Raw genomic sequence first — 25,012 nt, forward strand, 5'->3', positions numbered from 1 at the left:
ATTTAGTAGATTTATCCCATGAAACAAAATCCCAAAAAGAAAGTTTGTTTAATCGTTGATAGTTTAAGTGTTGGTGGCGCAGAGCGTGCAGCAGCATTGCTGTCAATAAAATTAAATGAATTAAATTATAGCGTATCTATTATAGCTTTACGGGATGAAATTTCATATGATTATCAAGGCGTATTGTATAATCTAGGGAGTAATGAATCTTCTGTTAAAATAAAAAAGCAGTATGATAAGTTTTGCTTGTTTAAGAAGTATTTTAAAGAGGTGGATGCAGATGTGTATATAGATTTTAGAGTGCGAAATAGGATAGTAATGGAGTTCCTGTTTCATAATTTTATATTTGATATGCGTAAAATGATTATGTCAATTAGAAGTCATAATGTTTTTTTACATATACCTAAAAATCTCTTTTTTTATAAAAAATACGAAAAAGCAAAAGCTATAGTTTGTGTTTCAAAGGTTATTTGTAATCGTATGGGCGAGTTGTATAGCTTTAGTAACTTACTAAGTATTCCTAATTTTTATAAGGCTTCTTTACAACATAACAAAAGTGAATTAACGGAATTTTTAAATAAACGTGCTTTTGTATTGGCTGTTGGTAGGTTAGATAATAGTATAAAACAGTTTGATAAATTAATTCTAGCATATAAAGCGTCTAAACTAGTTGAGCAAAGTGTTTCATTAGTTATTTTGGGAGAAGGGAAAGATCGAGGGGAATTGGAACGTCTTATTGAAGAAAATCAGTTAGAAGACTTTGTAAATCTTGGTGGTTATTCTGCTGATGTTCATAAGTATATGGTTTCGGCTAAATTTTTAATATTAAGTAGCAAGTTTGAAGGTTTTCCAAATGTTATATTAGAAAGTTTAGCTTTAGGAACTCCAGTTGTTGCGTTTGACTGTAAGTCTGGACCCTCAGAAATGGTTGTAAATAAAGGAAATGGCATTCTAGTTGAAGATCAAAATTTTGAAGCTTTAATTGAAGCAATGAACAAGATGGTGTACGACACTAAGTATTATGATAAATGTAAGGGTAATACATTAAAATCTATTTCAAAATTTTCAGAAAATGCTGTTATAAATCAGTGGATTGAGTTGATTGAAAGCTAGTAACTTGTTAGTCTTATTTTGAAATGGTTTAGGATGAAAAATTTACATGCCCTAAGTTGGATCAAAATGTTTTTGGGTAAACACAACATAATTCGTTGTTTATATGATAAATTTCTTTTGTTTATTTTTTTTACGATGTCTTCTTTTAAAGAATAATTGCCTTCATAAGTGTATTTTATAGCGTATTTATATCGTTGTATATCAATGAACTTTATGGCAGAAGGTAATTCTTTATGTTTTACTTGGTAATAGTCTAAGTCCGGAATTATATGCTTAGAAATTGGTGCTCCAGAGAGCTGACTTCCAGAATCGTAGTTTTTAATCATAAGACCTTGAAAAGCAAAAACAATAGAACGATTATATAAATGGTTAAGGTAGAAGTCCACATCCTCGTTATAAGTGATGTTGCTATTATAATTGCGATTTCTTAGAAATGAGCGCTTAAAAACTAAGCTGCTTTGATCAAGAATAAAAGCATTGAAATTCACCTGAAAAAAATCCTTTAAAATAACCGGTTTAGTATTTTTTTTTTTGGAATAAGGTAGTATTTTTTTATTGCGTTTTTCTTTATACCCCGTTGCGAAAATAGATTCGTTAGGGTGTTTAATAGTCATGTTATAAATTACTTGAAGATAATTATTTTCCCAAAGGTCATCGGCATCTAATAAAGCTACAAATTTACCACTAGCCAACAGAATACCTTTATTTCTTGAAAATGATAAACCTTTATTAGGTTGATTGTGAATTTTAATCTTTTTAGAATTAAAAGATTGGGCTACAGATAAACTGTTATCGGTACTGCCGTCATTAATAATTATGATTTCAAAATCACTAAAAGTTTGATTTAAAACACTGTTAAGCGTTTTTTTTAATTCGGTTTCTTTGTTATATAAAGGTATAATTACCGAGAAGTAAGGAGGTGTGTTCACCATATTAATTAATTTTATTCCTTTGTAAAACTTTTTTGGCAATGATTTTTGAAGCCTTTAGGTGTTTAGCATTTATAGTACCTTGAATCAAATTATTGTGCTTTAAGTTGTACAGAAAAAAATAACGATTTTTATCATCTAACTTGAACTCTAATCCTTTCTCTAATATCCAACTTAAGTTTTCCGACGGCGTATAACTAATACAGATTTTAGTAGAGTTGTAATAAGATTTACCTAATACAACTACACTTTTTTTTAAGCTAATAGCTTCAATACCTACAGTAGAATTATTAACGACAACGAGGTTCGAGTACGCTAAAGCTTCTTTAAGAGAAGATGCATTGTCAAATTTAATATCATGCTTTGAAGCATATTGGTATAATGCTTTTTCATATTTACCTCTGTAGACGGGGTGTTCTCTAATAACTAATTGTGTTTTTTGGGGGAGATTTTCATGAACCGATTTTAAAATAGAAAAATGGTTATTAAAGTATGGACTATGATAGATCATGTTTACATCCATCGGAACTTGCAAAATAAGGAGTATGATATTGTTATTAGGATTAATAATAACATGTTCTTCTTTTTTTCTTTTAAACAATATAGGGAAGGTGTCGGTATGTTTTAAATCGGGAGGGTAAAGTTTTGTTTTTTCAAACAAAATCGAAAAAATAAAATCAAACCCTCTATAGATGAATGATCTCTTCTGCTTTTTTGGAGCAACTGAGCTTATAAGTTTATCGACTTCTTGTTTTATCTCAGAGAAGCTTGCTTTGGTATGTGTCTCAGAAATAACGGCATTAGCATTGGCGCCTACGTCATTAAAAAATGTAGTGTTAAAAGGGCCTTGTTCAACATAAAATATTTTAATTTCTAGTTTTTTAGCAACAGCAACGCACGTTTCTATTATAAGTCTTGAATCTCCAAGTAATATTAGTGTGTCAGTTTGATGTTTTCTGAAATAAGCTTTAAAGAAGTCGATATAAGCTAAGCATTGTAATAATAATTGTGTTTCAGAAATATTCTGATTTAAATTGATGTGGTAGCTGATGAGTTTCTTGTAATTTATGCCATCATATACATCGGTTTTGTTTATGATTTCTTTGTATTTTTTTTTATTTTTTGATGCCTGTATCCAAACTTTTAAGGGGGGCCATTGGCAGCTTCGATACCTAATAAAGTTATACAAAAAACCACTAAAACAGATGCTTAATATTTTAAAGCTTAAATTGTTCCTTGTTTTTCTAAGTTCTTTTCTTATATCTAAATAAAACCTAGAGTGTTTATCAAAATAACCAATACAAGTAACATTCATAATATTGAATCAAAAATACACTTAAAAGTTGTTTTTTAGGTTTTACCCTTTGCGCTGAACCACTTCAAATATGGCATTATCCTCACATTTTAAAGTTTTACTCGGGTATTTTAGAAGCAAAGCATAATCGTGAGTGGCCATTAAAATAGTATTACCATTTTTGCTAATATCTTGAAGTACTTCCATCACTTCAATACTCGTTTGCGGATCTAAATTTCCTGTAGGCTCGTCAGCCAAAATAAGCTCAGGCTTGTTTAACAAAGCTCTGGCTATAGCCACACGTTGTTGTTCGCCTCCAGAGAGCTCATGCGGAAATTTAAAGCCTTTGGTTTTCATGTCTACCTTCGTTAAAACTTCTTCGACACGCTCGGCCATTTCTTTTTTGTCTTTCCAGCCTGTAGCTTTTAAAACAAAGGTAAGATTGTCGTTTATAGTTCTGTCGGTAAGTAGTTTGAAATCTTGGAAGACAACGCCTAGCTTTCGTCTTAAAAACGGAATCTCTTTTTCTTTAAGTGTTTTTAAATCAAAATCTACAATATGTCCCTCACCTTTTGTTAAAGGTAAATCGCCATAAAGGGTTTTCATAAAACTACTTTTACCAGTTCCTGTTTTTCCAATTAAATACACAAAATCACCTTTGTTAACTTCAACATTAACATCTGAAAGAATGAGGTTTTCGCCTTGATAAATAGAGGCGTCCTTTAATTGTAAAATGGGATTGGACATGAAATAACGCGATTATTTTTAGTGTCGTAAATGTATAACTTAAAAGTGAAACTGTAAAACGTGTAAAACGATAGTTTATTTCCAATAAATTAAATCATTTAATAAATCGGTTTATAATTATACGAAGATTGTTGCGTTATAAAAGCTGTATTAAATATCTTTGAGTTTAAATTAAAACCAAATTATTAATGACTAAAAAAAATATGGTATCCCTATTAGTGGCAATACCTTTTAGTTTACAAATAATAGCGCAAGAATCTGCTACCTACACGAATCCTCTAGCAGACTACCAAAAAGCCGTTTCGTTATACAATAATCAGGTATATGGAGCAGCACAAGCGCTTTTTCAAGAAGTTCAGGAAACGACCAAGGAGTTGAATGTTGAAGCCGATTGTGCCTATTACGCAGCAAATTGCGCCATACGTCTAAACCAACAGCAAGCCGAGCAAATGGTTGAAGATTTTGTAGAAGACTATCCTACAAGTAGTAAGCGCAACAACGCTTATGTTGATGTGGCCAATTATTACTTCGATAACGCGAAATACGCTTATGCCAGAAAATGGTATGCTAAAGTTGATGAGGAGGCTTTAAGTTATGCCGATCAAGAACGTGTTTATTTTAATCAAGGATACACCGCGTTTTTAACTAAGCAATACGACGATGCTAAAAAGTATTTTAACAAAGTTGAAAATTCTCAAGAGTATGGCTCACAAGCCAAATACTATATTGGGCATATGGCTTATCAAGGCGACGATTACGACGAGGCTACGGCTTATTTCGATCAGGTAAGCAATCAAGAACGCTACAAGGAAAAAATGTCTTATTATCAAGCCGATTTAAACTTTAAGCTTGGTAATTTCGAAAAGGCCATTCAAATGGCTACAGAACGCTTAGATTCCAGTTCCCCAGAAGAAGTATCCGAGCTTTCTAAAATTATAGGCGAAAGTTATTTTAACTTAAAAAAATACGACGAAGCTATTCCGTACTTAAAGGCATATGAGGGTAAAAAGGGAAAGTGGACGAACACTGACTTTTACCAACTGGGCTATGCCTATTACATGAAAAAAGATTATGCCAATGCGGTTTCTGAATTTAATAAAATTGTTGAAGGCAATAATCCCACTACCCAAAATGCTTATTACCATTTAGGTGAAAGTTATATTCATTTAGATAAAAAACAAGAGGCTCTAAATGCTTTTAGAACGGCTTCGTATATGACTTTCGATTCGAAAATTCAGGAAGATGCCTGGTTAAATTATGCTAAAATTAGTTATGAAATCGGGAATCCATACGAATCGGCTCCACAGGTTTTAACGGGTTACTTAAAAAAATATCCAAAGTCTACTCATACTGCAGAAATAGAATCCCTTTTAGTCGATTCATACATTACTTCTAAAAATTACAAAGAAGCTTTAAAATTACTAAAAAGTAAAAGCAGTTTTGAAAGTAAAGTGGCTTACCAAAAAGTGGCGTTTTATCGCGGTTTAGAATTGTATGACGAAGGTCAATTTATCGCTGCCAAGGAGATGTTTGAAAACTCTTTGTCTGAACCTAGAGAGCCTAAATACACTACAAGAGCTACCTTTTGGAAAGCTGAATCGGATTATAACCTAACTAATTATGACGATGCCCTGATTAGTTTTAAACAGTTTGAACAGCAGGCTGAAGGTTTAGAGATTCCAGAAGTCGATAATCTTGATTACAATATGGCTTACACGTACTTCAAGTTGAAGAAATACGAACAGTCGGCCGAATATTTTAAACGTTTCGTTTCTGGAACTAGTAGTGATAACGCGCGACTCAACGATGCCTATTTGCGTTTGGGTGATGCGTATTTTGTGTCTACATCCTACGATAAAGCCATTTCTGCTTACGACAAGGCGATTTCATTGGATAAAGTAAATTCAGATTATCCAGCATTTCAACGAGCCATGAGTATCGGTTATATGGGGAATGCTTCCAAAAAGATTCAGGCTTTAGATCAGTTTATAAAGGAATATCCGAAGTCTAAACTGCGCGACGATGCTATGTACGAACTAGGGAATTCTTATGTTAAAGAAAACCAAGTCGATAAAGCCATGGGGTCTTACAACGCTTTAAGTACCGAGTACCGCATGAGTTCTTTCGTGCCTAAAGCTTTACTGCGTCAAGGTTTGGTGTATTACAATGCTAGTGATAATGCTAAGGCACTTACAAAATTTAAAAAGGTAGCCAGCGAATATCCTGGTAGTCCAGAGGCAGTGCAAGCTGTATCGACCGCTCGTTTAATTTACATTGATATGGGTGAAGTAGATCAATACGCAACATGGGTAAAAACCTTAGATTATGTAGAGGTTACCGATGTCGATTTGGATAATGCTACTTATGAAGCAGCTGAAAAACAATATTTAGACAATAACACCGAAAAGGCTATTAAACAATTTAATGGTTATTTGGCACAATTCCCGAAAGGGCTAAATGCTTTAAACGCCCATTTTTATGTAGCGCAATTGTACTCCAAACAAAATTTGCCAGACAATGCTTCTGGACATTATAAGTATGTTGTAGACGCAGCTCCTAGTCAGTTTACCGAAGAAGCCTTAACAAAACTTGCTCAATACCAGTTAAATAATAAAAATTGGGATGGCGCCACACCATTGTTGTTGAGGTTAGAGGGAGAAGCACGATTCCAACATAACGTTATTTTTGCCCAATCGAATTTGATGAAAGCCTATTATCAAATGGCCGATTATAAGAAAGCCGTGTCCTATGCAGAAAAAGTTTTGGCAAATTCTAAAGCCGATACTAAAATTCAGAGTGATGCGCATATTATTATTGCTCGATCGGCTATGAAAACAGGTGATAAGGCTAAAGCTAAAACCGCATATCAAAAAGTTGAAAAAGTAGCCACAGGCGAAACAGCTGCCGAAGCTCTATACTATAACGCGTATTTTAAAAATGCAGAAGGGGAATTTGAATCTTCGAATGAAACCGTTCAAAAATTAGCTAAAGATTTTTCGGGATATAAATATTATAGCGCCAAAGGTTTAGTGCTTATGGCTAAGAATTTCTATGCTTTAAAGGATGCTTTTCAAGCCACTTACATTCTGGAAAGTGTTATTCAAAACTTTTCAGAGTTTGATGATGTTGTTATAGAAGCTTCAGAAGAATTAGCAAAAGTTAAGGAAGAAGAAGCTAAAACGAATGCCTCAATTCATTCAGAAGATTAATTTATTTATAAAAGTAAAACGATACCAATGCGCAAGCACATAAAAAATATATTTTCAGTTGTTTTCTTATTAAGCATTACAGTTGGTTTTTCTCAACGAAAAGAAAACGATACGTTACAAACCGGAGTGATTGATGTTGTTAAGCCTTACGTGCCTACAATTTCTGACGCTTTTAAAGTGAAAGAAACACCGAGACTTGAAGATGAAACTACCGATACTAAAAAGGAGATTCAGTACAATATTTTTTCAATTCCTGTAGCTTCAACATTTACGCCTTCAAAAGCGAATGCGACTTTGCTGCAAAGAAAAAAACGAACCAAATTATACGATAATTATGCCTCGTTAGGCGGTGGGAATTTTAGAACCGTATTGGCAGAAGCTTACGTGAATCATATGATTAGTCGTTATGAAAGTGCTGGAGGGTATTTAAGTCATCACTCATCCAACGGCGGGATTGATGATGCTGTTGTACCAAGTAGTTTTTCTAATTCTAAGATAAATTTGCATTATAATTCCCAATCAAGAGATTTAACTTGGGGTATTGCAGGTGGATTTCAGCATCAGTTTTATAATTGGTATGGTATCCCAGAGCCTATTGCAAGTGATAATGTTTTGGTGTATTATTTAGATGTGGGACACTCTTTTTATGACGCCCACCTTGGAGGTCATGTGACTTTTGAAGATTCTTATTTTAATAAAACCAATGTGACTATACAACGCTTTTTTGATAACAAAGGTTCATCTGAAAGTCGTGTTGTTTTAGAGGGTCAAGCTGATATTCCTATTAACTATTCTGAAATTTCTATTCCTTTTAAATTTGATTATTTAAGCGGTGATTTTGATAGGACGTATGATATCGATGAGCTGTATGAGTTTAGTAATTTTCAAGTGACAGCAACACCGACTTTCGAACTCAAGGAGTCTGATTTTACTTTCAATCTTGGGGTGGCGGTTACCTATTTTAATGATATGCAAAACAGTGAGAGTAAATTCTATTTTTACCCCAATATTTTGGCATCCTATGGTATCGTAAATCAGTTGTTAGTGGCTTATGGTGGTGTAACAGGTGGTTTAAACCAGAATACGTACCGCGATTTTGCTAATGAAAATCCGTTTGTCTCACCTACATTGGAGATCACTCCAACCAATCAGGCTTATAATGCTTTTGTTGGTATAAAAGGGAAGTTATCCAATAATGTTAATTATGATGTTAGCGGACACTATATTTCAGATAAAAACAAAGCGCTTTTTAAAGCCAACCGTATCAAAGATATTTCGGGGGTGTATGATTATGAATACGGAAATTCCTTCGGTGTTGTTTATGACGATGTGACGAGTTTCGGACTTTCAGGAGCCTTGGATGCCGTGGTGCATGACAACGTGAAATTGGGTGTGAAAGCCGATTATTTTCTTTATGATTCTGATACTGAAGCCGAGGCTTGGAATTTACCTAATTTAAGCGGATCCCTATTTGCAGATTATCAAATTGATGAACATTGGTTCGCCGGGCTTAATATGTTCTTTATGGGACAACGTAAAGATGCTCGAAGTTTAGATTCAGATCCAGACGAACAAACCGTTGATGTGGGCGGGTATTTAGATGTTAATATTCATGGTGGTTATCATGTAAACGACCAATTAACCATTTTTATAAAAGCCAATAACCTAACAAATAACAGTTACGATAGATGGCAGACCTACCAGGTTCAAGGATTACAAATTCTTGGTGGCGCCACGTATAAGTTTGGGATATAAGAGGTTGTAGGGGTGTAAAGTTACAAAGACTCAAAGACTCAAAGACTCAAAGTTTCAAAGTTTCAAAGTTGTAGAGTTGTGAAGTTGTAACGCCGAGCTTCACAGAGCTTGTACCTACGGTCTTCGAGCGGAGTCGAGAAGTTAGTTACAAGGTTACAAAGTTAAACGCGCTAAATAGTCATAATGTTCGCCTTCAAGAACCAGTTCACACTTTAAATCTACTGTATCACAAGCTAGTTTTAAAGTGTCAAAATCGAGATATAACCACTTCATCGGGACTTCTTTTTCATTTTTGTATGAAAGGAAATAGTCAAGTTCGCCATAATAACCAGCATTCATATCCATCCAAAAACCGCCATCTTCATCTTCATACATGTATTTTATGTCGGAAGAATCGATAAGAATTTGTCCGTTTGCCTTTAAAAGACTTTTTAAATGCTGTAAGTATTGTGAAATTTTAGCGGTTTCTTGAAAAATCCCCGTGCCATTCATGAGTAATAAAATGGTATCGAATTGTTCAGTTTCTTCTAAAAGGCCTTTGTTTTCGGTATGTGTAACACCTCGTAATTTAGAGACTGCTATAGCGCCTTGTGAAACATCAATAGCTTTAACCTTTAGTCCTTTGTTTTGTAAATATAAACTATGACTTCCAGCACCGCAGCCAACGTCTAGAACTTTGCCTTTGCTTAGTTTTAAAGCTTCTTGTTCCAGTTTGGGCATGTTTTTATAATCGCGGAATAAATAGGGTAGTGGTAAACTGTCCTCATCAGAAATATGGGTTGAGGTGATGAGGTCTTCGGTGTAGTTCCCGTTTTGATAGTCTAATAAAGCTTTTCCGAAAAGGTCTTTCATAAAGTAAATTTCTTTTTTTATTTCCGCGAAAGCGAAAACATTCTCACCGATGTCATGACTAAATATTTTTTCTTTTACACTGAGTCACACATAGGCGGCTGAGATAAAAATATCACCTAAACACCAGAACTCCGTGTTTCTCTGTGTAATTCTTTGAGAACCTCTGTGTAATAATTTCATTTTTGTAATACAAATTTACAATATAGGGTTGTCCTAAATAACTATTGTTTTTACACTGAGCTACCCAGAGGCGCACTGAGATGTACAGAGTTAAAAATATTATCTTAACATCAGAACTCTGTGTTTCTCTATGAAATTCACTGTGAAACTCGGTGTAATATTTCATCTAATCATCAAAAGGATTATTTTTGCACCATGCAGGACATTATAAACAACCTTCCAAAGCAGGCCAAAGATAAGCATAACGAGAATAAAAAATTCTTCGCTAAGCTTAAAAAGAAACCGCCTAAAAATTTAGACTATATCATGCAGGAGTTGCATGAAGATGCCTTTGAAAAAACCGATTGTTTAGAATGTGCTAACTGCTGTAAAACCACGGGGCCGCTCTTTACAGATAAAGATATTGAGCGCATAGCAAAATCTTTTAGGTTGAAACCCCAGCAATTTATAGATCAATATTTGCGAATCGACGAAGAGAACGACTACGTTTTGCAAAGCGTGCCTTGTACATTTTTGGGAGCCGATAACTACTGTTCTATTTACGATGTGCGACCTAAAGCTTGTCGTGAATTTCCGCATACCGACAGAAAAAAGTTTCAGCAGATTTCAAATCTAACTTTAAAAAATGTGAGTATTTGTCCCGCAGCTTATAATATCGTTGAAGCCATGAAAAAACGGATCGGTTGAATCTAAATACCTAGATGTCCATTATTCGGGTGTCTATTTATAAATTAAATATTTTTCACGTGTTTTTCTAAAAGCTTCCAAGCCACTTTGCCACGAAGCTTTGATAGCTTCCGCACTTACACCCGATTCAATTTGCTCCTGTAATTTTGAAGTGCCTGATAATTTGATGAAAAAGTTATTGAAAAAATCTGCTTTGTTTTTTGTGTTTTGATAAGCCTCTATAAGCCATGAAAGGTTTAGGTGGGCTAGTTGTTTTTCTTCAGATAAATCCCTTCCGTAGCATAATTTATTTTGATGTTTTGGATATTTCGCACCCTCATTGGCTACTGGAGTATATTGGTAGTTAAAAACCGATGGGTTTAAAAACGGACTCCCAAATATTTGAAATTGCTTATTGGTGCCACGACCGGCATTTAAGTTAGTACCCTCAAAAAAGCACAAACTAGGGTATAAGTTTATGGATTGGTCATTGGGTAAATTCGGACTCGGTTTTATAGGGAGACTGTAGTTTAACTTGCGGTTGTAATTTTTTACTGGAATCACGGTGAGTTCACAACTTATTTCGCCAGCTAACCATTTTTCACCATTTATCATTTTAGCGTATTCTCCAATAGTCATTCCATGAACCACCGGAATGGGATGCATGCCAACAAAACTGGTGTTCTTTTTTTCTAAAATAGGTCCGTCAATATACCTTCCGTTCGGGTTTGGACGGTCTAAAATGAGCATAGGGATATGTTGTTCGGCACAGGCTTCCATAACATAATGTAAGGAAGAAATGTAGGTGTAAAAACGGGTTCCAACATCCTGAATGTCAAAAATCACGAGGTCTAAACCTTTAAGTTGTTCGGCCGAAGGTTTTTTGTTTTTTCCGTAAAGGGAAACTATAGGTAGTTTCGTTTTGGTGTCGATGCCATCTTTTACCACTTCTCCTGCATCAGCTTGTCCTCTAAAGCCGTGTTCTGGAGCAAAAACTTTTCGAATATCAACTTCTAATGTAAGAAGCGAATCAACAAGATGTGTATAGGTTTGATCCTTTTTGAATATCACCGAAGTTTGATTAGCTACGATACCAATCTTTTTTCCATGTAATAAAGGCAGGTAGTTTTCTGTTTGATTGGCGCCTACTATAATTTCAGCCTTCTTAGAAGCTTTTTGAGTGACTTCATCTGTGGTATTATTATGGACTAAATTTTCAACATTTTCATTTTTCGCTTTAGACGCGCAAGAAATGATTGCTAAAACAAATAATAAAACTGTATTTTTGAAAATATTAAACTTCATGATATAAATTGAATTACGAATTTTTTTTAGCTAAACGTATTATTGGTAGTAAAGCGTATAAAAGTAGCGTTTCGGCGCCAATAATAAAAATTGGTATTGCTGCAATTGCTATTGGTATTATCGTTATGATGATTGCTATTGCTACAGGAATTGGTTTGCAACAAAAAATACGTGATAAGGTGGTGGCCTTTAATGGGCATGTTACCATTTCTAATTTTGACAGTAATCATTCTCATGAAAGCTTGCATCCTATTTCTTCAAATACCGATTTTTATCCGGAGTTTAAGTCGGTGGAAGGTGTGAAACACATTCAAGCTGTAGCCTCTAAATTTGGCGTGATTCGTACGGAAAATGATTTTGAAGCTGCTTTTCTAAAAGGGGTGGGAGCCGATTATGACTGGCGCTATTTTAAAGAGTTTCTGGTTGAAGGTCGTTTACCAGATTATACACAAAAGCGTAACGAGGATATTTTAATTTCTTCCTACTTAGCCAACCGCCTCCATTTTAAGGTGGGCGATAAAATGCAAATGGTTTTTGCGAAAGAAGATCCTGAAAAGTTACCCAATATCATTACTTTTAATATTGTTGGCGTTTATAATTCTGGATTTCAGGAATTGGATGCGCAGTATATTTTTGGGGATTTAAGACACATTCAACGTATAAACCGATGGAAAAACGATCAAATCGGGAATTTTGAAGTCTTTTTGGAAGATTACAATCAATTAGATGAAAAAGCTCGCGAAATTTATGAAAATACCCCATCAACTTTAAACACTGAAAGTATCAAAGATCGTTACTATTCTGTTTTTGAATGGATAAAAATATTTGATAAGAATATTTACGGAATTATTGGTATTATGATTTTAATCGCTGGCATTAATATGATAACCGCGTTGTTGGTTTTAATTCTTGAACGTACCCAAATGATTGGTCTTTTAAAAGCATTAGGCAGTAATAACTGGAGCGTTCGTAAATTGTTTTTATACAATGCGTCCTATTTAATTCTTTTGGGCTTGTTCTGGGGTAATGTTATTGGACTCGGACTCCTTTTTGCTCAAAAATATTTGAAGCTTTTACATCTAGATCCTAGTGTGTACTATGTTACCGAAGCGCCTGTTTATATCAGTTTAGGTTATATTCTAATTCTAAATATAGGAACACTAGTTTTGTGTTTACTTATGCTGCTTTTACCATCTTACATCATTACCAAAATTTCGCCGGTTAAGGCGATGCGTTTTCAGTAAAGTCCGATTAACTGTTTTCAATATCAGAGATATGATGCTCTAAGGCTTTTACCGAAATTTGAATCTCCATAATTAATAAGCCTAAGGAAACAATAAGCAAAACCAAAGCAAATCCAAATACCCAAACGGCAAGCATGCCTTGTTCTATGTATATTAAAAACATGGTAAGCACACATAACAATAAACTAGAAATACCTGCAATTTGCATAGCGCGTGTTAGGTAAAGACGTCTTTTTATGTTTTTAATTTGTTTGATATACCGCTCGTCTGGATTTTTAAGGTATTTAGCATGTAGGTCTCTAACTACCGCAGCATAGGCTAAGAAACGGTTGGTGTAAGCTAACATAATTAAGGAAATCGCCGAAAATAATAGCGCAGGTGTAGATAAGTCAAGTCCGTGCATAAATAGATTTTTTACAAATTTACTAAACCTACTTTGTTTTTAATTGAAATGCATTAATAAGTTAGGGGACTGCGTTAATTGGCGAGGTGATAATAAGTTGAGAATAAACAATACCATTTTGGGAACTTTTTGTTATATTTGTGATAAATAAGTATAATGTGAGAGTTATTTCGAAGCGAACTTTACGAGATTTTTGGGAAAAACACGCAGACTGTGAAGAGCAATTAAAATCTTGGTTTAGAGAAACTGAAAATACAGAATGGAAAAATATTAATGAACTAAAAAATGATTATCCAAGTGCCAGTATTTTAAAAGATAACAGAATTGTTTACAACATTAAAGGGAATAACTACCGGTTGATTGTAAAATTTAACTTTGAGTACCAAATTTGCTGGATAAGATTCATAGGAACCCACGCTGAATACGACAAAATAGACGCTAATAATATCTGATAATGAAAATAGCACCAATAAGAAATGAAATGGACTATCAAAATGCTCTAAACAGACTTGAAGAGATTTTTGATGCTAAAAAAGGAACGGATCAAGGAGATGAACTGGAAATCCTTTCCATCTTAATTGATAGATATGAAAATCTGAACTTTCCAATTGGAATGCCAGACCCAATTGAGGCCATTAAATTCCGAATGGAACAGATGGGGATGAAACAAAAGGATTTAGCCGAAGTTGTCGGGTTTAAAAGTAGAGTTAGCGAAATTTTAAATAAAAAGCGTAAGCTCACATTAGGCATGATTAGAAAACTTAATGAAACACTACATATTCCTACGGAAGTGTTAGTTCAAGATTATTAAAATAAAACTAGGCGTCGCTCGACGTATAATTATTTACCTAGTCCAAGCTTGTTAACGACGGCTTTTACAGATTTATTCAGATTTTCCGCTATTTCACACGCCTATTTACTGCATAAATCATATGATAAACAGTTAATATTACCTTCTTGAATCTAGTGCTGTAAAGGCAGCGGCCTGATAATTTCATATAGCTAAAAATAAATCATTTTATTTTTGTAGGAATTTTTATATTTATTGAATGAATGAAGATTTTCTACACTACATATGGAAGTATAAAAAATTCCAAATCACACAATTGAAAACCACCCAAGGTTTACCTGTGATTATCTCCTCAGTTGGGACTCATAATTTCAATTCTGGACCAGACTTTTTTAATGCTAAACTGAAAATTGACGAACAGGTTTGGGCTGGTAATGTTGAGGTGCATGTAAAGTCATCCGATTGGTATGTACATAACCACGAGCAAGATCCTGTTTATGATAATGTCATTCTCCATGTGGTTTGGGAACACGACACCGATATTTATAGAAAGGACAATACGTGCATTCCTACTTTAGAACTTAGAAGTTATGTGACTTCAGAAATGATTAACAAGTACCAAGCGCTATTTTCAAAGCAAAAGCATTGGATAAAATGTGAAAATGATTTCAGTTCGGTTGATGATTTTATTTTAGAAAATTGGTTAGAGCGTTTGTTTTTTGAGCGTTTGGAACGTAAATCAAAAACCATCACACAGCTTCTTGAAGCTTCTAAAAATGATTGGGAAGCGGTGTTGTTTCAAATGTTGGCTAAGAATTTCGGACTTAAGGTTAACGGAGAAGCGTTTATGAGTTTGGGGCAGTCGGTAGATTTTTCGGTAGTGCGTAAAACGCTAAGCAATCAAAATACTTTAGAAGCACTGCTTTTTGGACAAGCAGGTTTATTGGAAAATCAAGTTGAAGATGCTTATCATGTAAGTTTGGTTCGGGAATATCAGTTTTTGAAACAAAAATTCAACTTGGAAAACCAACACGTTTTACCGGTTCAATTTTTTAGGTTACGCCCATTAAACTTCCCAACGATTAGATTATCACAGCTAGCAAGCTTGTATCATAAACATCAAAATTTGTTTTCAAAAGTTATGGCTTCATCGAGCCTCAATGAGTTTTATGATATTTTTCTCGTGGAAACTTCAGATTATTGGAAATCCCATTATACTTTTCAAAAGACATCTCATTCTTCCGCGAAAGCGCTAAGCCGGGGTTTTATTAATTTGTTATTAATCAATACCATTTTACCTATTAAATTTTTATACGCCAAACACTGTGGCGATGAAAATGCTTCGAAGATTATGGTCATGGCTCATCAAATCCCTTCAGAGCATAATAGTGTTATAAAAGCTTTTAATAATTTGAAACGTGTATCAAAATCGGCTTTGGACTCCCAAGCGCTAATTCAACTTAAAACAGCGTATTGCGACAAACATTTGTGTTTAAAGTGTGCTGTTGGACATCAACTTTTAAGCAAATAACTTTTAAAGGATAGCAGGATGTTTTAAATTGCGGCATGAACAATATTTATAAATTGCTATTGTTTTTTCAGAAACGTGGATACTACGTGTGCCAACGTATAGCCGATAAACTCGGGATTCGAGCTAAAGTGGTACGCACTTCTTTCATGTATCTTACCTTCGTAACGCTAGGTTTTGGCTTTGCCTTATATCTGTTTCTAGCTTTTTGGATTCGTATTAAAGATCTCATTTATACGAAACGTTCATCTGTTTTTGATTTATAATTTATGAATTTAGTAAATCGATTTTTTAGAGTTAGGATATACAAGGCGCTTTTATTGCTTGTCATTATCTTGTTAATTGGCGTTTTTGGATATCGTTTTATCTCCAATTATAGCTGGATAGACGCCTTATATATGTCGGTTATTACCATGACAACTGTAGGCTTTAGTGAGGTGATGCCGCTGGATGATGAGTCTAAAATTTTCACCATTTTTTTAATTTTAGCTAGTGTTGTAATTTTAGGTTACGCTGTTTCTATTATTACCGAATTTATTTTAAGTAAAAACGATGTTGAAGAATTAAAACACAAAAGGATGCAAAAAATGATTGATAGTTTTAATGAACATATTGTTATATGTGGTTATGGTCGTAATGGAAAGCAAGCGGCCAGAAAACTAATGGCGCATAAAAAGCAGTTTGTTGTTATCGAAAAAAATAAAGAATTAGAAGAACGTCTTCAATTGGATGAGGTGCCGTATGTGATTGGAAATGCCAATGAAGATGAAGTTTTAAATGCGGCAGGGGTAAATCGTGCTTCGAGTTTTATTTCAGCATTACCCAACGATGCCGATAACTTGTTTGTGGTGCTTTCTGCAAGACAATTAAATAGCACTATAAATATAATAAGTCGTGCTTCAAACGAGTCGTCTTACGATAAATTAAAGTTTGCCGGAGCAAATAATGTGATTCTTCCTGATAAAATTGGCGGCGACCATATGGCGTCCTTAGTCGTGGTGCCCGGGCTAATGGAGTTTATCGATAACCTATCTATCGTAGGAAAGTCTGATATTAATGTCGAAGAAGTGCCTGTTGAAAAATTGTACGATACACAAAACCTAAAAAGTATAAAAGAACTGGATGTGCGACGAAAAACAGGATGTACTGTAATCGGATTTAAAAGTGAAAAAGGAGAATATATTGTAAATCCAGAGGCCGATTTGATATTGGTTCCAAATTCTAAAGTGATTTTTTTAGGACGCCCAGATCAAATAGCTTTATTAAATTCGGTATACAATATTACATAGCACGCATTGCATTTTTAACAGCTGTGGTTTTAAAAAACCATTTTTTTTTACCATCTTGCTTGCTTTTAAAACAAAAACCACAAAAATAAGTTATAATTACTACCTTATGAAGAAATATCTTCTTTCAGTTTTCACATTAATCTCACCAATTTTAATTTTTGCCCAAGAATCAACCTCACAACAAGTAGATCGTATTTTTAAAGACTACACAGGATGGTTTGTAGAGGCGATTTTTTATGAAATTCCATTTTCTGAAACTTATCAAATACCTTGGGTTTTAATTGTTTTAATGGGTGGAGCGATTTTTTTCACCATTTATTTTAAATTTATAAACTTTACAGGGTTTAGAAAAGCTATTCAAGTTGTTCAAGGTAAATATGAAGATATTGAGAAACATGGAGCCGATACTTTATATGGGGATCAAACACCTAATGAGGATGAAAATATTATCGAAACCTTAAGAGACGATAGTGCACATGGTGAAGTATCACATTTTCAGGCTTTAACCGCAGCACTTTCTGCAACTGTAGGTCTTGGAAACATTGCTGGTGTAGCTGTTGCCTTATCTATTGGAGGACCAGGAGCAACATTCTGGATGATTCTAGCTGGTTTATTAGGAATGGCTTCAAAGTTTGCCGAGTGTACACTGGGTGTTAAATATAGAGATGTTGGTAAAGACGGAACGGTTTACGGCGGTCCTATGTATTATCTAACCAAAGGTTTCCAAGAAAAAGGCATGAAAGGTTTTGGTAAGGTGCTTGCCGTACTATTCGCCATATTCGTTATTGGTGGATCTTTTGGTGGAGGAAACATGTTCCAAGCCAATCAAGCAGCAGCTCAATTTACCAAACTTTTTAACTTCGAGAATGAAGATGCAGGAATGTATTTTGGTTTTGTTATGGCTATTATTGTTGCCGTAGTAATTATTGGAGGAATTAAAAGAATAGCTAAGGTAACCGAGAAAATTGTACCTTTTATGGCTGGAATTTACGTATTGGCTTCCTTAATTATTTTAGTGGCTAACTGGAGCTTGATCGATGATGCCTTTAGTTTAATTTACCATGGTGCTTTTTCTGGTTTAGGTATTGCTGGTGGTCTTGTCGGGGTTATGATTCAAGGTATACGACGTGGCGCTTTCTCTAATGAGGCAGGTGTTGGTAGTGCTGCTATCGCGCACTCAGCCGTTAGAACAAAATATGCTGCTAGTGAAGGTATTGTAGCGCTTTTAGAGCCTTTTGTAGATACTGTTGTTATTTGTACTATGACCGCTTTAGTAATTGTGATTACGAACTTTGATGGAGGCTTTATGGAATATGGTGTGCCAATTAAGGAAGGTGTAGAATTAACAGCTGTGGCTTTTGACACGGTGATACCTCACTTCTCTATTGTACTTATCATTGCTGTAATATTATTTGCATTTTCAACCATGATTTCATGGTCGTATTACGGTATGCAGGGTTGGGTATTTTTATTCGGAAAAGGAAAAGTAAGTGATTTAGTTTACAAAATATTGTTCTTGTTTTTTGTAGTTGTAGGATCGTCAATTAGCCTAGGTGCCGTAATTGATTTCTCTGATGCCATGATTTTTGCCATGGTTGTCCCTAATATTATTGGTGTGGTTATCTTATCGCCAGTAATTCGTAAGGAGCTGGAAAAATATATGAATGCAATCAATTTGAAGAAAGATGCCTTGGAAGAAGGGGCCGAAGATCTTACAAAACATATGTAGTCTTAAAATAATAGATTATACAAATGAAATCCCATGTTACTTTTTCTAGAAATCAGCGGCATGGGATTTTTTTATTACTCCTGGTAATTATTGTTTTACAATGTGTTTATTTTTTTATTGATTTTCCTTCTGAAGATGTTGCAGTCGATGATACGCGTTTGGTTCAGTTTGAAAAAACTATAGATTCTTTGCGTTTAGACAAACTTCAAAAGTTAAAACCGAAGATTAAGCCCTTCAACCCAAACTATATTGATGATTTTAAAGGAGCATCCTTAGGCATGAGTACAAAGGAAATTGATAGGTTGCTCGTTTTTAGGAGTAAGAATCAATGGATAAATTCTTCGGAAGAATTTCAAAGCGTCACTAAAATATCAGATTCCCTGTTTGAAGCCATTTCGCCATATTTTAAATTTCCGGACTGGGTAAAGACTTCGAAAGCTAAAAAAGTAACATCAAACAATTTCAAAGGCATAAAAACTTATGCCGAAAAGAAAGATCTAAATACAGTGACGGCAATCGAGCTTCAGGAAGTTTCTGGGGTAGGAAAGGTACTCTCAAATCGTATTGTAAAATATAGAAACAGTCTTCTCGGTGGTTTTTCCGATGTTATTCAGTTAGAAGATGTTTATGGCTTAAGTCCTCAAGTCATTGAAAATATGGCCAAACAGTTTGCTGTGAAAACACCAAAAGTGATACAGAAAATTGAATTAAATACAGCAACGGTGAATCAATTGGTAACCATTCCTCATATAGATTACGATTTGGCTCATCATATTATTGAATACCGACAATTAAGAAGTGCTTATAAAGCGATAAATGAATTATTGAAAGTAAAGGACTTCCCTACAAATAAATTCAAGATAATTCAATTATATTTGCACCTCGAAAAAAACATAGATGAATAACTTGTACTTCACAGAAGAGCACAATCTTTTTAGAAAAAGCCTTCAAGATTTTTTGCAAAAGGAAGTTGTTCCTTACATAGATAAGTGGGAACAAACGGGAGAAATAGAACGGTTTATTTGGAAGAAATTTGGAGAGATGGGTTTTTTAGGGATTAAATACCCTGAAGCTTACGGTGGAATGGATTTAGATTTGTTTTATACCGTAATTCTGCTTGAAGAACTTCAAAAGGTGAATTCAGGAGGTTTTGCTGCAGCTATTTGGGCGCACGCTTATTTAGCGATGACGCACCTTAATGCTGAAGGTAGTGAAGCTATCAAACAAAAATATTTAGCGCCTAGTATTTCTGGCGATATGATTGGTTGCTTGTGTATTACCGAGCCTTTTGGGGGAAGTGATGTTGCAGGTATGCGCACAACAGCGGTTAAAGATGGTGACTTCTATATCATAAATGGTTCTAAAACATTCATAACAAACGGTTTGCTTAGTGATTACCTTGTTGTAGCAGCCAAAACCGACCCAACAGTAGGAGGGAAGGGTATTAGTATGTTTGTTGTTGATCGTAAAACGTCAGGGCTTTCTGCTACGAAATTAGATAAGTTAGGATGGCGAGCTTCAGATACTGGTGAAATCGCTTTTGATCAGGTTAAAGTTCCAACAGAAAACTTACTAGGAGAAGCTGGCAAAGGATTTCCATACATTATGCAGCATTTTTCGTTAGAGCGCTTAATTATGGGGATTAACGCTCATGCTAGAGCCGAATTTGCTTTAGAATACGCTGTGAAATATATGAGCGAGCGCCAAGCATTTGGGAAAACAATCGATCAGTTTCAAGCTTTAAGACATAAAGTAGCCGAATTATCAACCGAAGTAGAATTTTGTAAAGCATTTAATTATTCGGTGGCTTACCGATTAAATAAAGGTGAGTATGTGGTAAAAGAAGCTACCATGTCGAAATTAAAATCTACAAAAGTTGCCGATGAAGTTATTTATGAGTGTTTGCAATTTTTAGGGGGCTATGGTTACATGGAAGATTATCCTTTAGCACGCTTGCTTCGCGATAGCCGATTAGGACCTATAGGCGGAGGTACATCAGAAATTCTTCGTGAAATTTTAGCTAAAATTATTATAGATAAAAAAACATATAAGCCGGCAACGTAAAATATTTTATTTTTTTAGATATAAATAGATTTAATTTTTATATTTGCACCCGAAAAATTTTAAAAGAGAGGAGGTTAAGACACTATGTTAATAATTCCAATTAAAGAAGGAGAGAATATAGATAGAGCGTTAAAGCGTTATAAAAGAAAGTTCGATAGAACTGGAACTAAACGTGCATTACAGACTGGTAAGCAATTTGACAAGCCTTCTGTTGTTCGTAGAGCGCAAATTCAAAAAGCTCAATACATCCAAGGACTAAGAGATGCAGAAAATATTTAATTCATATTAATGCACTTAATAGATACAAATCCCGCTTTATGCGGGATTTTTTTGTTTTGAGGCTATCAGAAAAGTTGATTTTAGGCTAATCTGAATTTATTTCAGATGCTCATTACTATGGGTTTTCAGAGAGGAGAGATGCTATTCTTATTATGGTATAAAGATTTCTCAAGGTTTTAAAATAGTATCTTTTTGTTTTAACCAACACTGAAGTATGAGACGCCTCATAAATTAGTATCTTTAAAACACTTAAATCATATATCCATTGACAATTGACGGTTGATAAAAGAACAATGAACAAAATCGAAAAACCATTAACCAATTGCAAAGTTGCCAACCTTTATTCATATATTATTGAGTAATTGTTCATATGTTTAATGTGGGAAGAGCAAAATCAAAATTTCAATTTTAGTTTCCTTTAAACTATTAACCAATAACCAAAACCCAAAATGTCTTTCAAACCTTTCACTGAATATTTGTTACTTGAAAAAAACTACTCTAAGTTGACGGTTAAAGCTTATCAAAGTGACTTGGTAAGTTTTTCGGAATTTATAAAGGACACTTATTCTAGTTATACGATTCAAGATGTGAATTATGCTCAAATCCGATCTTGGATTGTTTTGTTAGTAGAAAGCGGCATCACCAATAGAAGTATTAACAGAAAAATCTCTACATTAAATACTTATTTTAAGTTCTTAATTAAGGTTGGTGATGTGGATGTCAATCCGCTTGCGAAACATAAAGCATTAAAAACAAGTAAAAAAATACAGGTGCCTTTTTCTGAAAGTGAAATTAATACCGTTTTAGATGATCTTAATATAGGAGATGATTTTGAAAGTGTAAGAAATAAATTAATTATCGAAATATTTTATTCTACAGGGATTAGACGTATTGAGCTTGTGGGATTAAAACTATCGAGTTTAGATTTAGATAATAAAACTTTAAAAGTTATTGGAAAACGTAATAAGGAGCGTATTGTACCGTTACTAAATACAGTAGTTGTGACTTTAAAGGTGTATTTAAAATTGCGCGGTGACTTAAATTCTACAGTAGATCATGAAAGTTTATTTTTAACTAAAAAAGGCGTTAAAATATATGAAACTCTTGTTTACCGAATAATAAATGATTATTTTAGTTTGGCATCTTCAAAAGTAAAAAAGAGTCCTCATATATTAAGACACTCTTTTGCTACTCATTTGTTAAACCAAGGTGCCGATTTAAATGCTGTTAAAGAACTTCTAGGACATTCAAGTTTGGCTGCAACGCAAGTTTATACCCATAACAGTATAGCCGAACTTAAAAAAGTACATATTAATGCACATCCCAGAAGTAAAAAATAAATTCACATATTGTCTAACCTAAATGAGTGACATATACTGTGTGATGAATAAGTTGAAAGTTTAAATATTCAAAACCTGTATTATGAAACTAATTTATTAAATTAAAAGTAAACAGATGAAAGTAAACACGCAATCCGTAAATTTTAATGCAGATGTAAAATTATTAGCCTTTATCCAGAAGCGTATGGATAAATTGGATTTGTTTTATGACAAGGTTATCAAATCAGATGTTTTTTTGAAAGTTGAAAATACGAGTGATAAAGAAAATAAAATATTCGAAGTTAAAGTGAGTGTGCCCGGCGATAGTCTTGTGGTAAAAAAGCAATGTAAAAGCTTTGAAGAAGGCGCAGATATGGCGATAGCATCCCTAGAAAGACAGTTGAAAAAGAAAAAAGAAAAATTAAGAGCATATTTATGATAAAATTTATTCAAAAATGTTTTGAATAATATAAAAAAACTATACATTTGCAGTCCGTTAGAAATAGCGGGCTGTTTTTATATGTAAAAAAGACAGAAAAAGCCGATGTAGCTCAGCTGGCTAGAGCAGCTGATTTGTAATCAGCAGGTCGTGGGTTCGAGTCCCTCCATCGGCTCTGAAATATTGAAGTATAACTTTTGAATTTTATTTAAAAGTGGTCCGGGGAGATACTCAAGCGGCCAACGAGGGCAGACTGTAAATCTGCTGACTACGTCTTCGCAGGTTCGAATCCTGCTCTCCCCACAACAAATTTCTGCGCAGGCAGAAATCTATTTGAAATATTGAATACCAGATAAGTTTAAAGCTTATCAAAATGCGAGAGTAGCTCAGTTGGTAGAGCGTCAGCCTTCCAAGCTGAATGTCGCCGGTTCGAACCCGGTCTCTCGCTCTAAAACCTGCGGAGGCAGGAATCTCTTTTTTTAAAATGCCGTTTAGGTGGTTTTAAAAGAATAGGAAATAAAAACTTTACGCCGGTGTAGCTCAGGGGTAGAGCGTTTCCTTGGTAAGGAAGAGGTCACGAGTTCAAATCTCGTCATTGGCTCTATATTGAAATAAAAAAAGATTACACTAATATTATTATATAACTAAGATTAAAATTATTTAAAAACATGGCAAAGGCAACTTTCGATCGTTCAAAACCACACTTAAATATTGGTACAATTGGACACGTAGATCACGGTAAAACAACTTTAACTGCTGCTATTACTAAAGTATTAGCTGATGCAGGTTTATCTGAAGCAAGAGATTTCTCTTCTATTGACAACGCTCCAGAGGAGAAAGAAAGAGGTATTACAATTAATACTTCTCACGTAGAATATCAAACAGCTAACCGTCACTACGCTCACGTTGACTGTCCAGGTCACGCCGATTACGTAAAGAACATGGTTACTGGTGCTGCTCAAATGGATGGTGCAATCTTAGTGGTAGCTGCTACAGATGGTCCTATGCCACAAACTCGTGAGCACATCTTATTAGGTCGTCAAGTAGGTATTCCTCGTATCGTTGTTTTCTTAAACAAAGTTGATATGGTTGATGATGAAGAGCTTTTAGAATTAGTAGATATGGAAGTTAGAGATTTATTATCTTTCTACGAGTACGATGGAGATAATGGTCCTGTAGTTTCAGGTTCTGCTTTAGGAGCACTTAACGGTGAGCAAAAATGGGTTGACACTGTATTAGAATTAATGGATGCATGTGATAACTGGATCGAAGAGCCAGTGCGTGATATGGATAAGCCTTTCTTAATGCCTATCGAAGACGTATTCTCTATTACTGGTCGTGGTACTGTTGCAACTGGACGTATCGAAACTGGTGTAGCTCAAACAGGAGATCCTGTAGAGATTATCGGTATGGGTGCTGAAAAATTAACTTCTACTATTACAGGTATCGAAATGTTCCGTCAAATATTAGATAGAGGTGAAGCTGGTGATAACGCTGGTATCTTATTAAGAGGTATTGAGAAATCTCAAATCTCAAGAGGTATGGTAATTACTAAGCCAGGTTCTGTAACACCACACGCTAAATTTAAAGCTGAGGTTTATATCTTGAAAAAAGAAGAAGGTGGACGTCACACTCCATTCCATAACAACTACCGTCCACAGTTCTACGTACGTACAACTGACGTAACTGGAAACATTGCGCTTCCTGATGGTGTTGAGATGGTTATGCCTGGAGATAACTTAACTATTACTGTAGAGTTAATCCAACCAATTGCAATGAACGTAGGTTTACGTTTCGCTATCCGTGAAGGTGGTAGAACAGTTGGTGCAGGTCAAGTAACTGAAATATTAGACTAATTATTAGTTTAAACATATAATA

Annotated in this window: 23 protein-coding genes and 4 tRNA genes; 21 read left to right on the forward strand and 6 right to left on the reverse strand. The window is 34.6% G+C overall.

What is annotated here, in order from left to right; genetic code table 11:
• The first annotated feature begins 18 nt into the window (after nt 1–18).
• Nucleotides 19–1,113 carry a glycosyltransferase gene (locus tag JJL45_RS07245; RefSeq protein WP_068603079.1) on the forward strand — a complete coding sequence of 365 codons (1,095 nt, stop codon included), beginning with the start codon at nt 19–21 and terminating at the stop codon, nt 1,111–1,113.
• On the opposite strand, the gene JJL45_RS07250 is transcribed toward JJL45_RS07245, so the two are convergent.
• Genes JJL45_RS07250 through JJL45_RS07260 form a run of 3 tightly spaced genes read right to left on the reverse strand, consistent with a single transcriptional unit; the run spans nt 1,110 to nt 4,083 of the window.
• The gene (locus JJL45_RS07250) at nt 1,110–2,045 is read right to left on the reverse strand and encodes a glycosyltransferase family 2 protein (RefSeq protein ID WP_202664360.1); all 936 of its coding nucleotides are present in this window, start codon (nt 2,043–2,045) and stop codon (nt 1,110–1,112) included. The genes JJL45_RS07245 and JJL45_RS07250 overlap by 4 nt on opposite strands.
• 1 nt (nt 2,046) lies before the next feature.
• Nucleotides 2,047–3,357, reverse strand: coding sequence for a hypothetical protein (locus JJL45_RS07255; protein ID WP_068603077.1), 1,311 nt, complete (start codon nt 3,355–3,357; stop codon nt 2,047–2,049).
• A gap of 42 nt (nt 3,358–3,399) precedes the next feature.
• A complete protein-coding gene (locus JJL45_RS07260) occupies nt 3,400–4,083 on the reverse strand; it encodes a cell division ATP-binding protein FtsE (protein WP_068603076.1) in 684 nt (227 codons plus the stop codon).
• 188 nt (nt 4,084–4,271) lie between these two features.
• Between JJL45_RS07260 and JJL45_RS07265 the strand changes: the two genes are divergently transcribed.
• Together JJL45_RS07265 and JJL45_RS07270 are read left to right on the forward strand one after the other, a co-directional pair.
• Nucleotides 4,272–7,292: a tetratricopeptide repeat protein gene (locus JJL45_RS07265; RefSeq protein ID WP_068603075.1), complete on the forward strand. Its 3,021-nt coding sequence runs from the start codon at nt 4,272–4,274 to the stop codon at nt 7,290–7,292.
• Between the two features lie 27 nt (nt 7,293–7,319).
• Entirely contained in the window at nt 7,320–9,047 is a 1,728-nt protein-coding gene (locus tag JJL45_RS07270; protein ID WP_068603074.1) for a TonB-dependent receptor, read from the forward strand.
• Between the two features lie 153 nt (nt 9,048–9,200).
• On the opposite strand, the gene JJL45_RS07275 is transcribed toward JJL45_RS07270, so the two are convergent.
• Entirely contained in the window at nt 9,201–9,899 is a 699-nt protein-coding gene (locus tag JJL45_RS07275; RefSeq protein ID WP_068603073.1) for a class I SAM-dependent methyltransferase, read from the reverse strand.
• A 375-nt stretch (nt 9,900–10,274) separates the two neighbouring features.
• Between JJL45_RS07275 and JJL45_RS07280 the strand changes: the two genes are divergently transcribed.
• On the forward strand, nt 10,275–10,766 hold the full coding sequence (locus tag JJL45_RS07280; RefSeq protein WP_068603072.1) for a YkgJ family cysteine cluster protein: 492 nt from the start codon (nt 10,275–10,277) through the stop codon (nt 10,764–10,766).
• A 33-nt stretch (nt 10,767–10,799) separates the two neighbouring features.
• Here JJL45_RS07280 and JJL45_RS07285 read toward each other — a convergent pair whose 3' ends face one another.
• Nucleotides 10,800–12,050, reverse strand: coding sequence for an exo-beta-N-acetylmuramidase NamZ domain-containing protein (locus tag JJL45_RS07285; protein ID WP_068603071.1), 1,251 nt, complete (start codon nt 12,048–12,050; stop codon nt 10,800–10,802).
• An 8-nt stretch (nt 12,051–12,058) separates the two neighbouring features.
• Here JJL45_RS07285 and JJL45_RS07290 point away from each other — a divergent pair, with 8 nt between their 5' ends.
• Complete coding sequence (locus tag JJL45_RS07290) at nt 12,059–13,294, forward strand: ABC transporter permease (protein WP_067148829.1); 1,236 nt, start codon at nt 12,059–12,061, stop codon at nt 13,292–13,294.
• A gap of 7 nt (nt 13,295–13,301) precedes the next feature.
• Here JJL45_RS07290 and JJL45_RS07295 read toward each other — a convergent pair whose 3' ends face one another.
• Nucleotides 13,302–13,697, reverse strand: coding sequence for a DUF2721 domain-containing protein (locus tag JJL45_RS07295; protein ID WP_068603070.1), 396 nt, complete (start codon nt 13,695–13,697; stop codon nt 13,302–13,304).
• 158 nt (nt 13,698–13,855) lie between these two features.
• Here JJL45_RS07295 and JJL45_RS07300 point away from each other — a divergent pair, with 158 nt between their 5' ends.
• The 16 genes from JJL45_RS07300 (at nt 13,856) to tuf (ending at nt 24,990) form a co-directional block, all read left to right on the forward strand.
• A complete protein-coding gene (locus JJL45_RS07300; RefSeq protein WP_068603069.1) occupies nt 13,856–14,149 on the forward strand; it encodes a type II toxin-antitoxin system HigB family toxin in 294 nt (97 codons plus the stop codon).
• Nucleotides 14,150–14,151: 2 nt separating this feature from the next.
• Nucleotides 14,152–14,508, forward strand: coding sequence for a type II toxin-antitoxin system HigA family antitoxin (locus tag JJL45_RS07305; RefSeq protein WP_068603068.1), 357 nt, complete (start codon nt 14,152–14,154; stop codon nt 14,506–14,508).
• A gap of 238 nt (nt 14,509–14,746) precedes the next feature.
• Nucleotides 14,747–16,018, forward strand: coding sequence for a DUF2851 family protein (locus tag JJL45_RS07310; protein ID WP_068603067.1), 1,272 nt, complete (start codon nt 14,747–14,749; stop codon nt 16,016–16,018).
• Nucleotides 16,019–16,053: 35 nt separating this feature from the next.
• Nucleotides 16,054–16,281, forward strand: coding sequence for a PspC domain-containing protein (locus JJL45_RS07315; protein ID WP_067148820.1), 228 nt, complete (start codon nt 16,054–16,056; stop codon nt 16,279–16,281).
• 3 nt (nt 16,282–16,284) lie between these two features.
• Nucleotides 16,285–17,304 (forward strand): potassium channel family protein, encoded by a 1,020-nt coding sequence (locus JJL45_RS07320; protein WP_068603066.1) that lies wholly within the window; start codon nt 16,285–16,287, stop codon nt 17,302–17,304.
• 106 nt (nt 17,305–17,410) lie between these two features.
• On the forward strand, nt 17,411–19,033 hold the full coding sequence (locus tag JJL45_RS07325; RefSeq protein ID WP_202664361.1) for an alanine/glycine:cation symporter family protein: 1,623 nt from the start codon (nt 17,411–17,413) through the stop codon (nt 19,031–19,033).
• Between the two features lie 23 nt (nt 19,034–19,056).
• Nucleotides 19,057–19,938 (forward strand): ComEA family DNA-binding protein, encoded by an 882-nt coding sequence (locus JJL45_RS07330; RefSeq protein WP_068603065.1) that lies wholly within the window; start codon nt 19,057–19,059, stop codon nt 19,936–19,938.
• A complete protein-coding gene (locus tag JJL45_RS07335; protein ID WP_068603064.1) occupies nt 19,931–21,097 on the forward strand; it encodes an acyl-CoA dehydrogenase family protein in 1,167 nt (388 codons plus the stop codon). The genes JJL45_RS07330 and JJL45_RS07335 overlap by 8 nt, the downstream gene beginning before the upstream one ends.
• Before the next feature lie 84 nt (nt 21,098–21,181).
• The gene (rpsU, locus tag JJL45_RS07340) at nt 21,182–21,376 is read left to right on the forward strand and encodes a 30S ribosomal protein S21 (RefSeq protein WP_067148809.1); all 195 of its coding nucleotides are present in this window, start codon (nt 21,182–21,184) and stop codon (nt 21,374–21,376) included.
• A 449-nt stretch (nt 21,377–21,825) separates the two neighbouring features.
• Nucleotides 21,826–22,716, forward strand: a complete 891-nt coding sequence (locus tag JJL45_RS07345; protein WP_068603063.1) for a tyrosine-type recombinase/integrase — start codon at nt 21,826–21,828, stop codon at nt 22,714–22,716.
• 115 nt (nt 22,717–22,831) lie between these two features.
• Entirely contained in the window at nt 22,832–23,134 is a 303-nt protein-coding gene (gene hpf, locus JJL45_RS07350; protein WP_067148803.1) for a ribosome hibernation-promoting factor, HPF/YfiA family, read from the forward strand.
• 101 nt (nt 23,135–23,235) lie between these two features.
• Nucleotides 23,236–23,309, forward strand: a tRNA-Thr gene (locus JJL45_RS07355).
• A gap of 46 nt (nt 23,310–23,355) precedes the next feature.
• Nucleotides 23,356–23,437: transfer RNA gene (locus JJL45_RS07360), tRNA-Tyr, on the forward strand.
• 72 nt (nt 23,438–23,509) lie between these two features.
• Nucleotides 23,510–23,582 (forward strand) — tRNA-Gly (locus JJL45_RS07365).
• 81 nt (nt 23,583–23,663) lie between these two features.
• A tRNA-Thr gene (locus tag JJL45_RS07370) sits at nt 23,664–23,735 on the forward strand.
• A 67-nt stretch (nt 23,736–23,802) separates the two neighbouring features.
• Nucleotides 23,803–24,990 carry an elongation factor Tu gene (tuf, locus tag JJL45_RS07375; RefSeq protein WP_067148799.1) on the forward strand — a complete coding sequence of 396 codons (1,188 nt, stop codon included), beginning with the start codon at nt 23,803–23,805 and terminating at the stop codon, nt 24,988–24,990.
• The last annotated feature ends 22 nt before the right edge of the window (nt 24,991–25,012 follow it).

This window comes from Tamlana sp. s12 (genome assembly GCF_016767215.1).
Taxonomy (GTDB): Bacteria; Bacteroidota; Bacteroidia; order Flavobacteriales; family Flavobacteriaceae; genus Pseudotamlana; species Pseudotamlana agarivorans.

Bases quoted from the DNA above. Each gene is read 5' to 3' on its own strand.
- JJL45_RS07250 (WP_202664360.1), bottom strand. From the start codon at position 2,045: ATGGTGAACACACCTCCTTACTTCTCGGTAATTATACCTTTATATAAC.
- JJL45_RS07285 (WP_068603071.1), bottom strand. From the start codon at position 12,050: ATGAAGTTTAATATTTTCAAAAATACAGTTTTATTATTTGTTTTAGCA.
- JJL45_RS07345 (WP_068603063.1), top strand. From the start codon at position 21,826: ATGTCTTTCAAACCTTTCACTGAATATTTGTTACTTGAAAAAAACTAC.
- JJL45_RS07280 (WP_068603072.1), top strand. From the start codon at position 10,275: ATGCAGGACATTATAAACAACCTTCCAAAGCAGGCCAAAGATAAGCAT.
- JJL45_RS07315 (WP_067148820.1), top strand. From the start codon at position 16,054: ATGAACAATATTTATAAATTGCTATTGTTTTTTCAGAAACGTGGATAC.
- JJL45_RS07270 (WP_068603074.1), top strand. From the start codon at position 7,320: ATGCGCAAGCACATAAAAAATATATTTTCAGTTGTTTTCTTATTAAGC.
- JJL45_RS07255 (WP_068603077.1), bottom strand. From the start codon at position 3,357: ATGAATGTTACTTGTATTGGTTATTTTGATAAACACTCTAGGTTTTAT.
- rpsU (WP_067148809.1), top strand. From the start codon at position 21,182: ATGTTAATAATTCCAATTAAAGAAGGAGAGAATATAGATAGAGCGTTA.
- hpf (WP_067148803.1), top strand. From the start codon at position 22,832: ATGAAAGTAAACACGCAATCCGTAAATTTTAATGCAGATGTAAAATTA.
- JJL45_RS07260 (WP_068603076.1), bottom strand. From the start codon at position 4,083: ATGTCCAATCCCATTTTACAATTAAAGGACGCCTCTATTTATCAAGGC.
- JJL45_RS07295 (WP_068603070.1), bottom strand. From the start codon at position 13,697: ATGCACGGACTTGACTTATCTACACCTGCGCTATTATTTTCGGCGATT.
- JJL45_RS07245 (WP_068603079.1), top strand. From the start codon at position 19: ATGAAACAAAATCCCAAAAAGAAAGTTTGTTTAATCGTTGATAGTTTA.
- JJL45_RS07335 (WP_068603064.1), top strand. From the start codon at position 19,931: ATGAATAACTTGTACTTCACAGAAGAGCACAATCTTTTTAGAAAAAGC.
- JJL45_RS07325 (WP_202664361.1), top strand. From the start codon at position 17,411: ATGAAGAAATATCTTCTTTCAGTTTTCACATTAATCTCACCAATTTTA.
- JJL45_RS07320 (WP_068603066.1), top strand. From the start codon at position 16,285: ATGAATTTAGTAAATCGATTTTTTAGAGTTAGGATATACAAGGCGCTT.
- JJL45_RS07265 (WP_068603075.1), top strand. From the start codon at position 4,272: ATGACTAAAAAAAATATGGTATCCCTATTAGTGGCAATACCTTTTAGT.
- JJL45_RS07305 (WP_068603068.1), top strand. From the start codon at position 14,152: ATGAAAATAGCACCAATAAGAAATGAAATGGACTATCAAAATGCTCTA.
- JJL45_RS07310 (WP_068603067.1), top strand. From the start codon at position 14,747: ATGAATGAAGATTTTCTACACTACATATGGAAGTATAAAAAATTCCAA.
- JJL45_RS07330 (WP_068603065.1), top strand. From the start codon at position 19,057: ATGAAATCCCATGTTACTTTTTCTAGAAATCAGCGGCATGGGATTTTT.
- tuf (WP_067148799.1), top strand. From the start codon at position 23,803: ATGGCAAAGGCAACTTTCGATCGTTCAAAACCACACTTAAATATTGGT.
- JJL45_RS07275 (WP_068603073.1), bottom strand. From the start codon at position 9,899: ATGAAAGACCTTTTCGGAAAAGCTTTATTAGACTATCAAAACGGGAAC.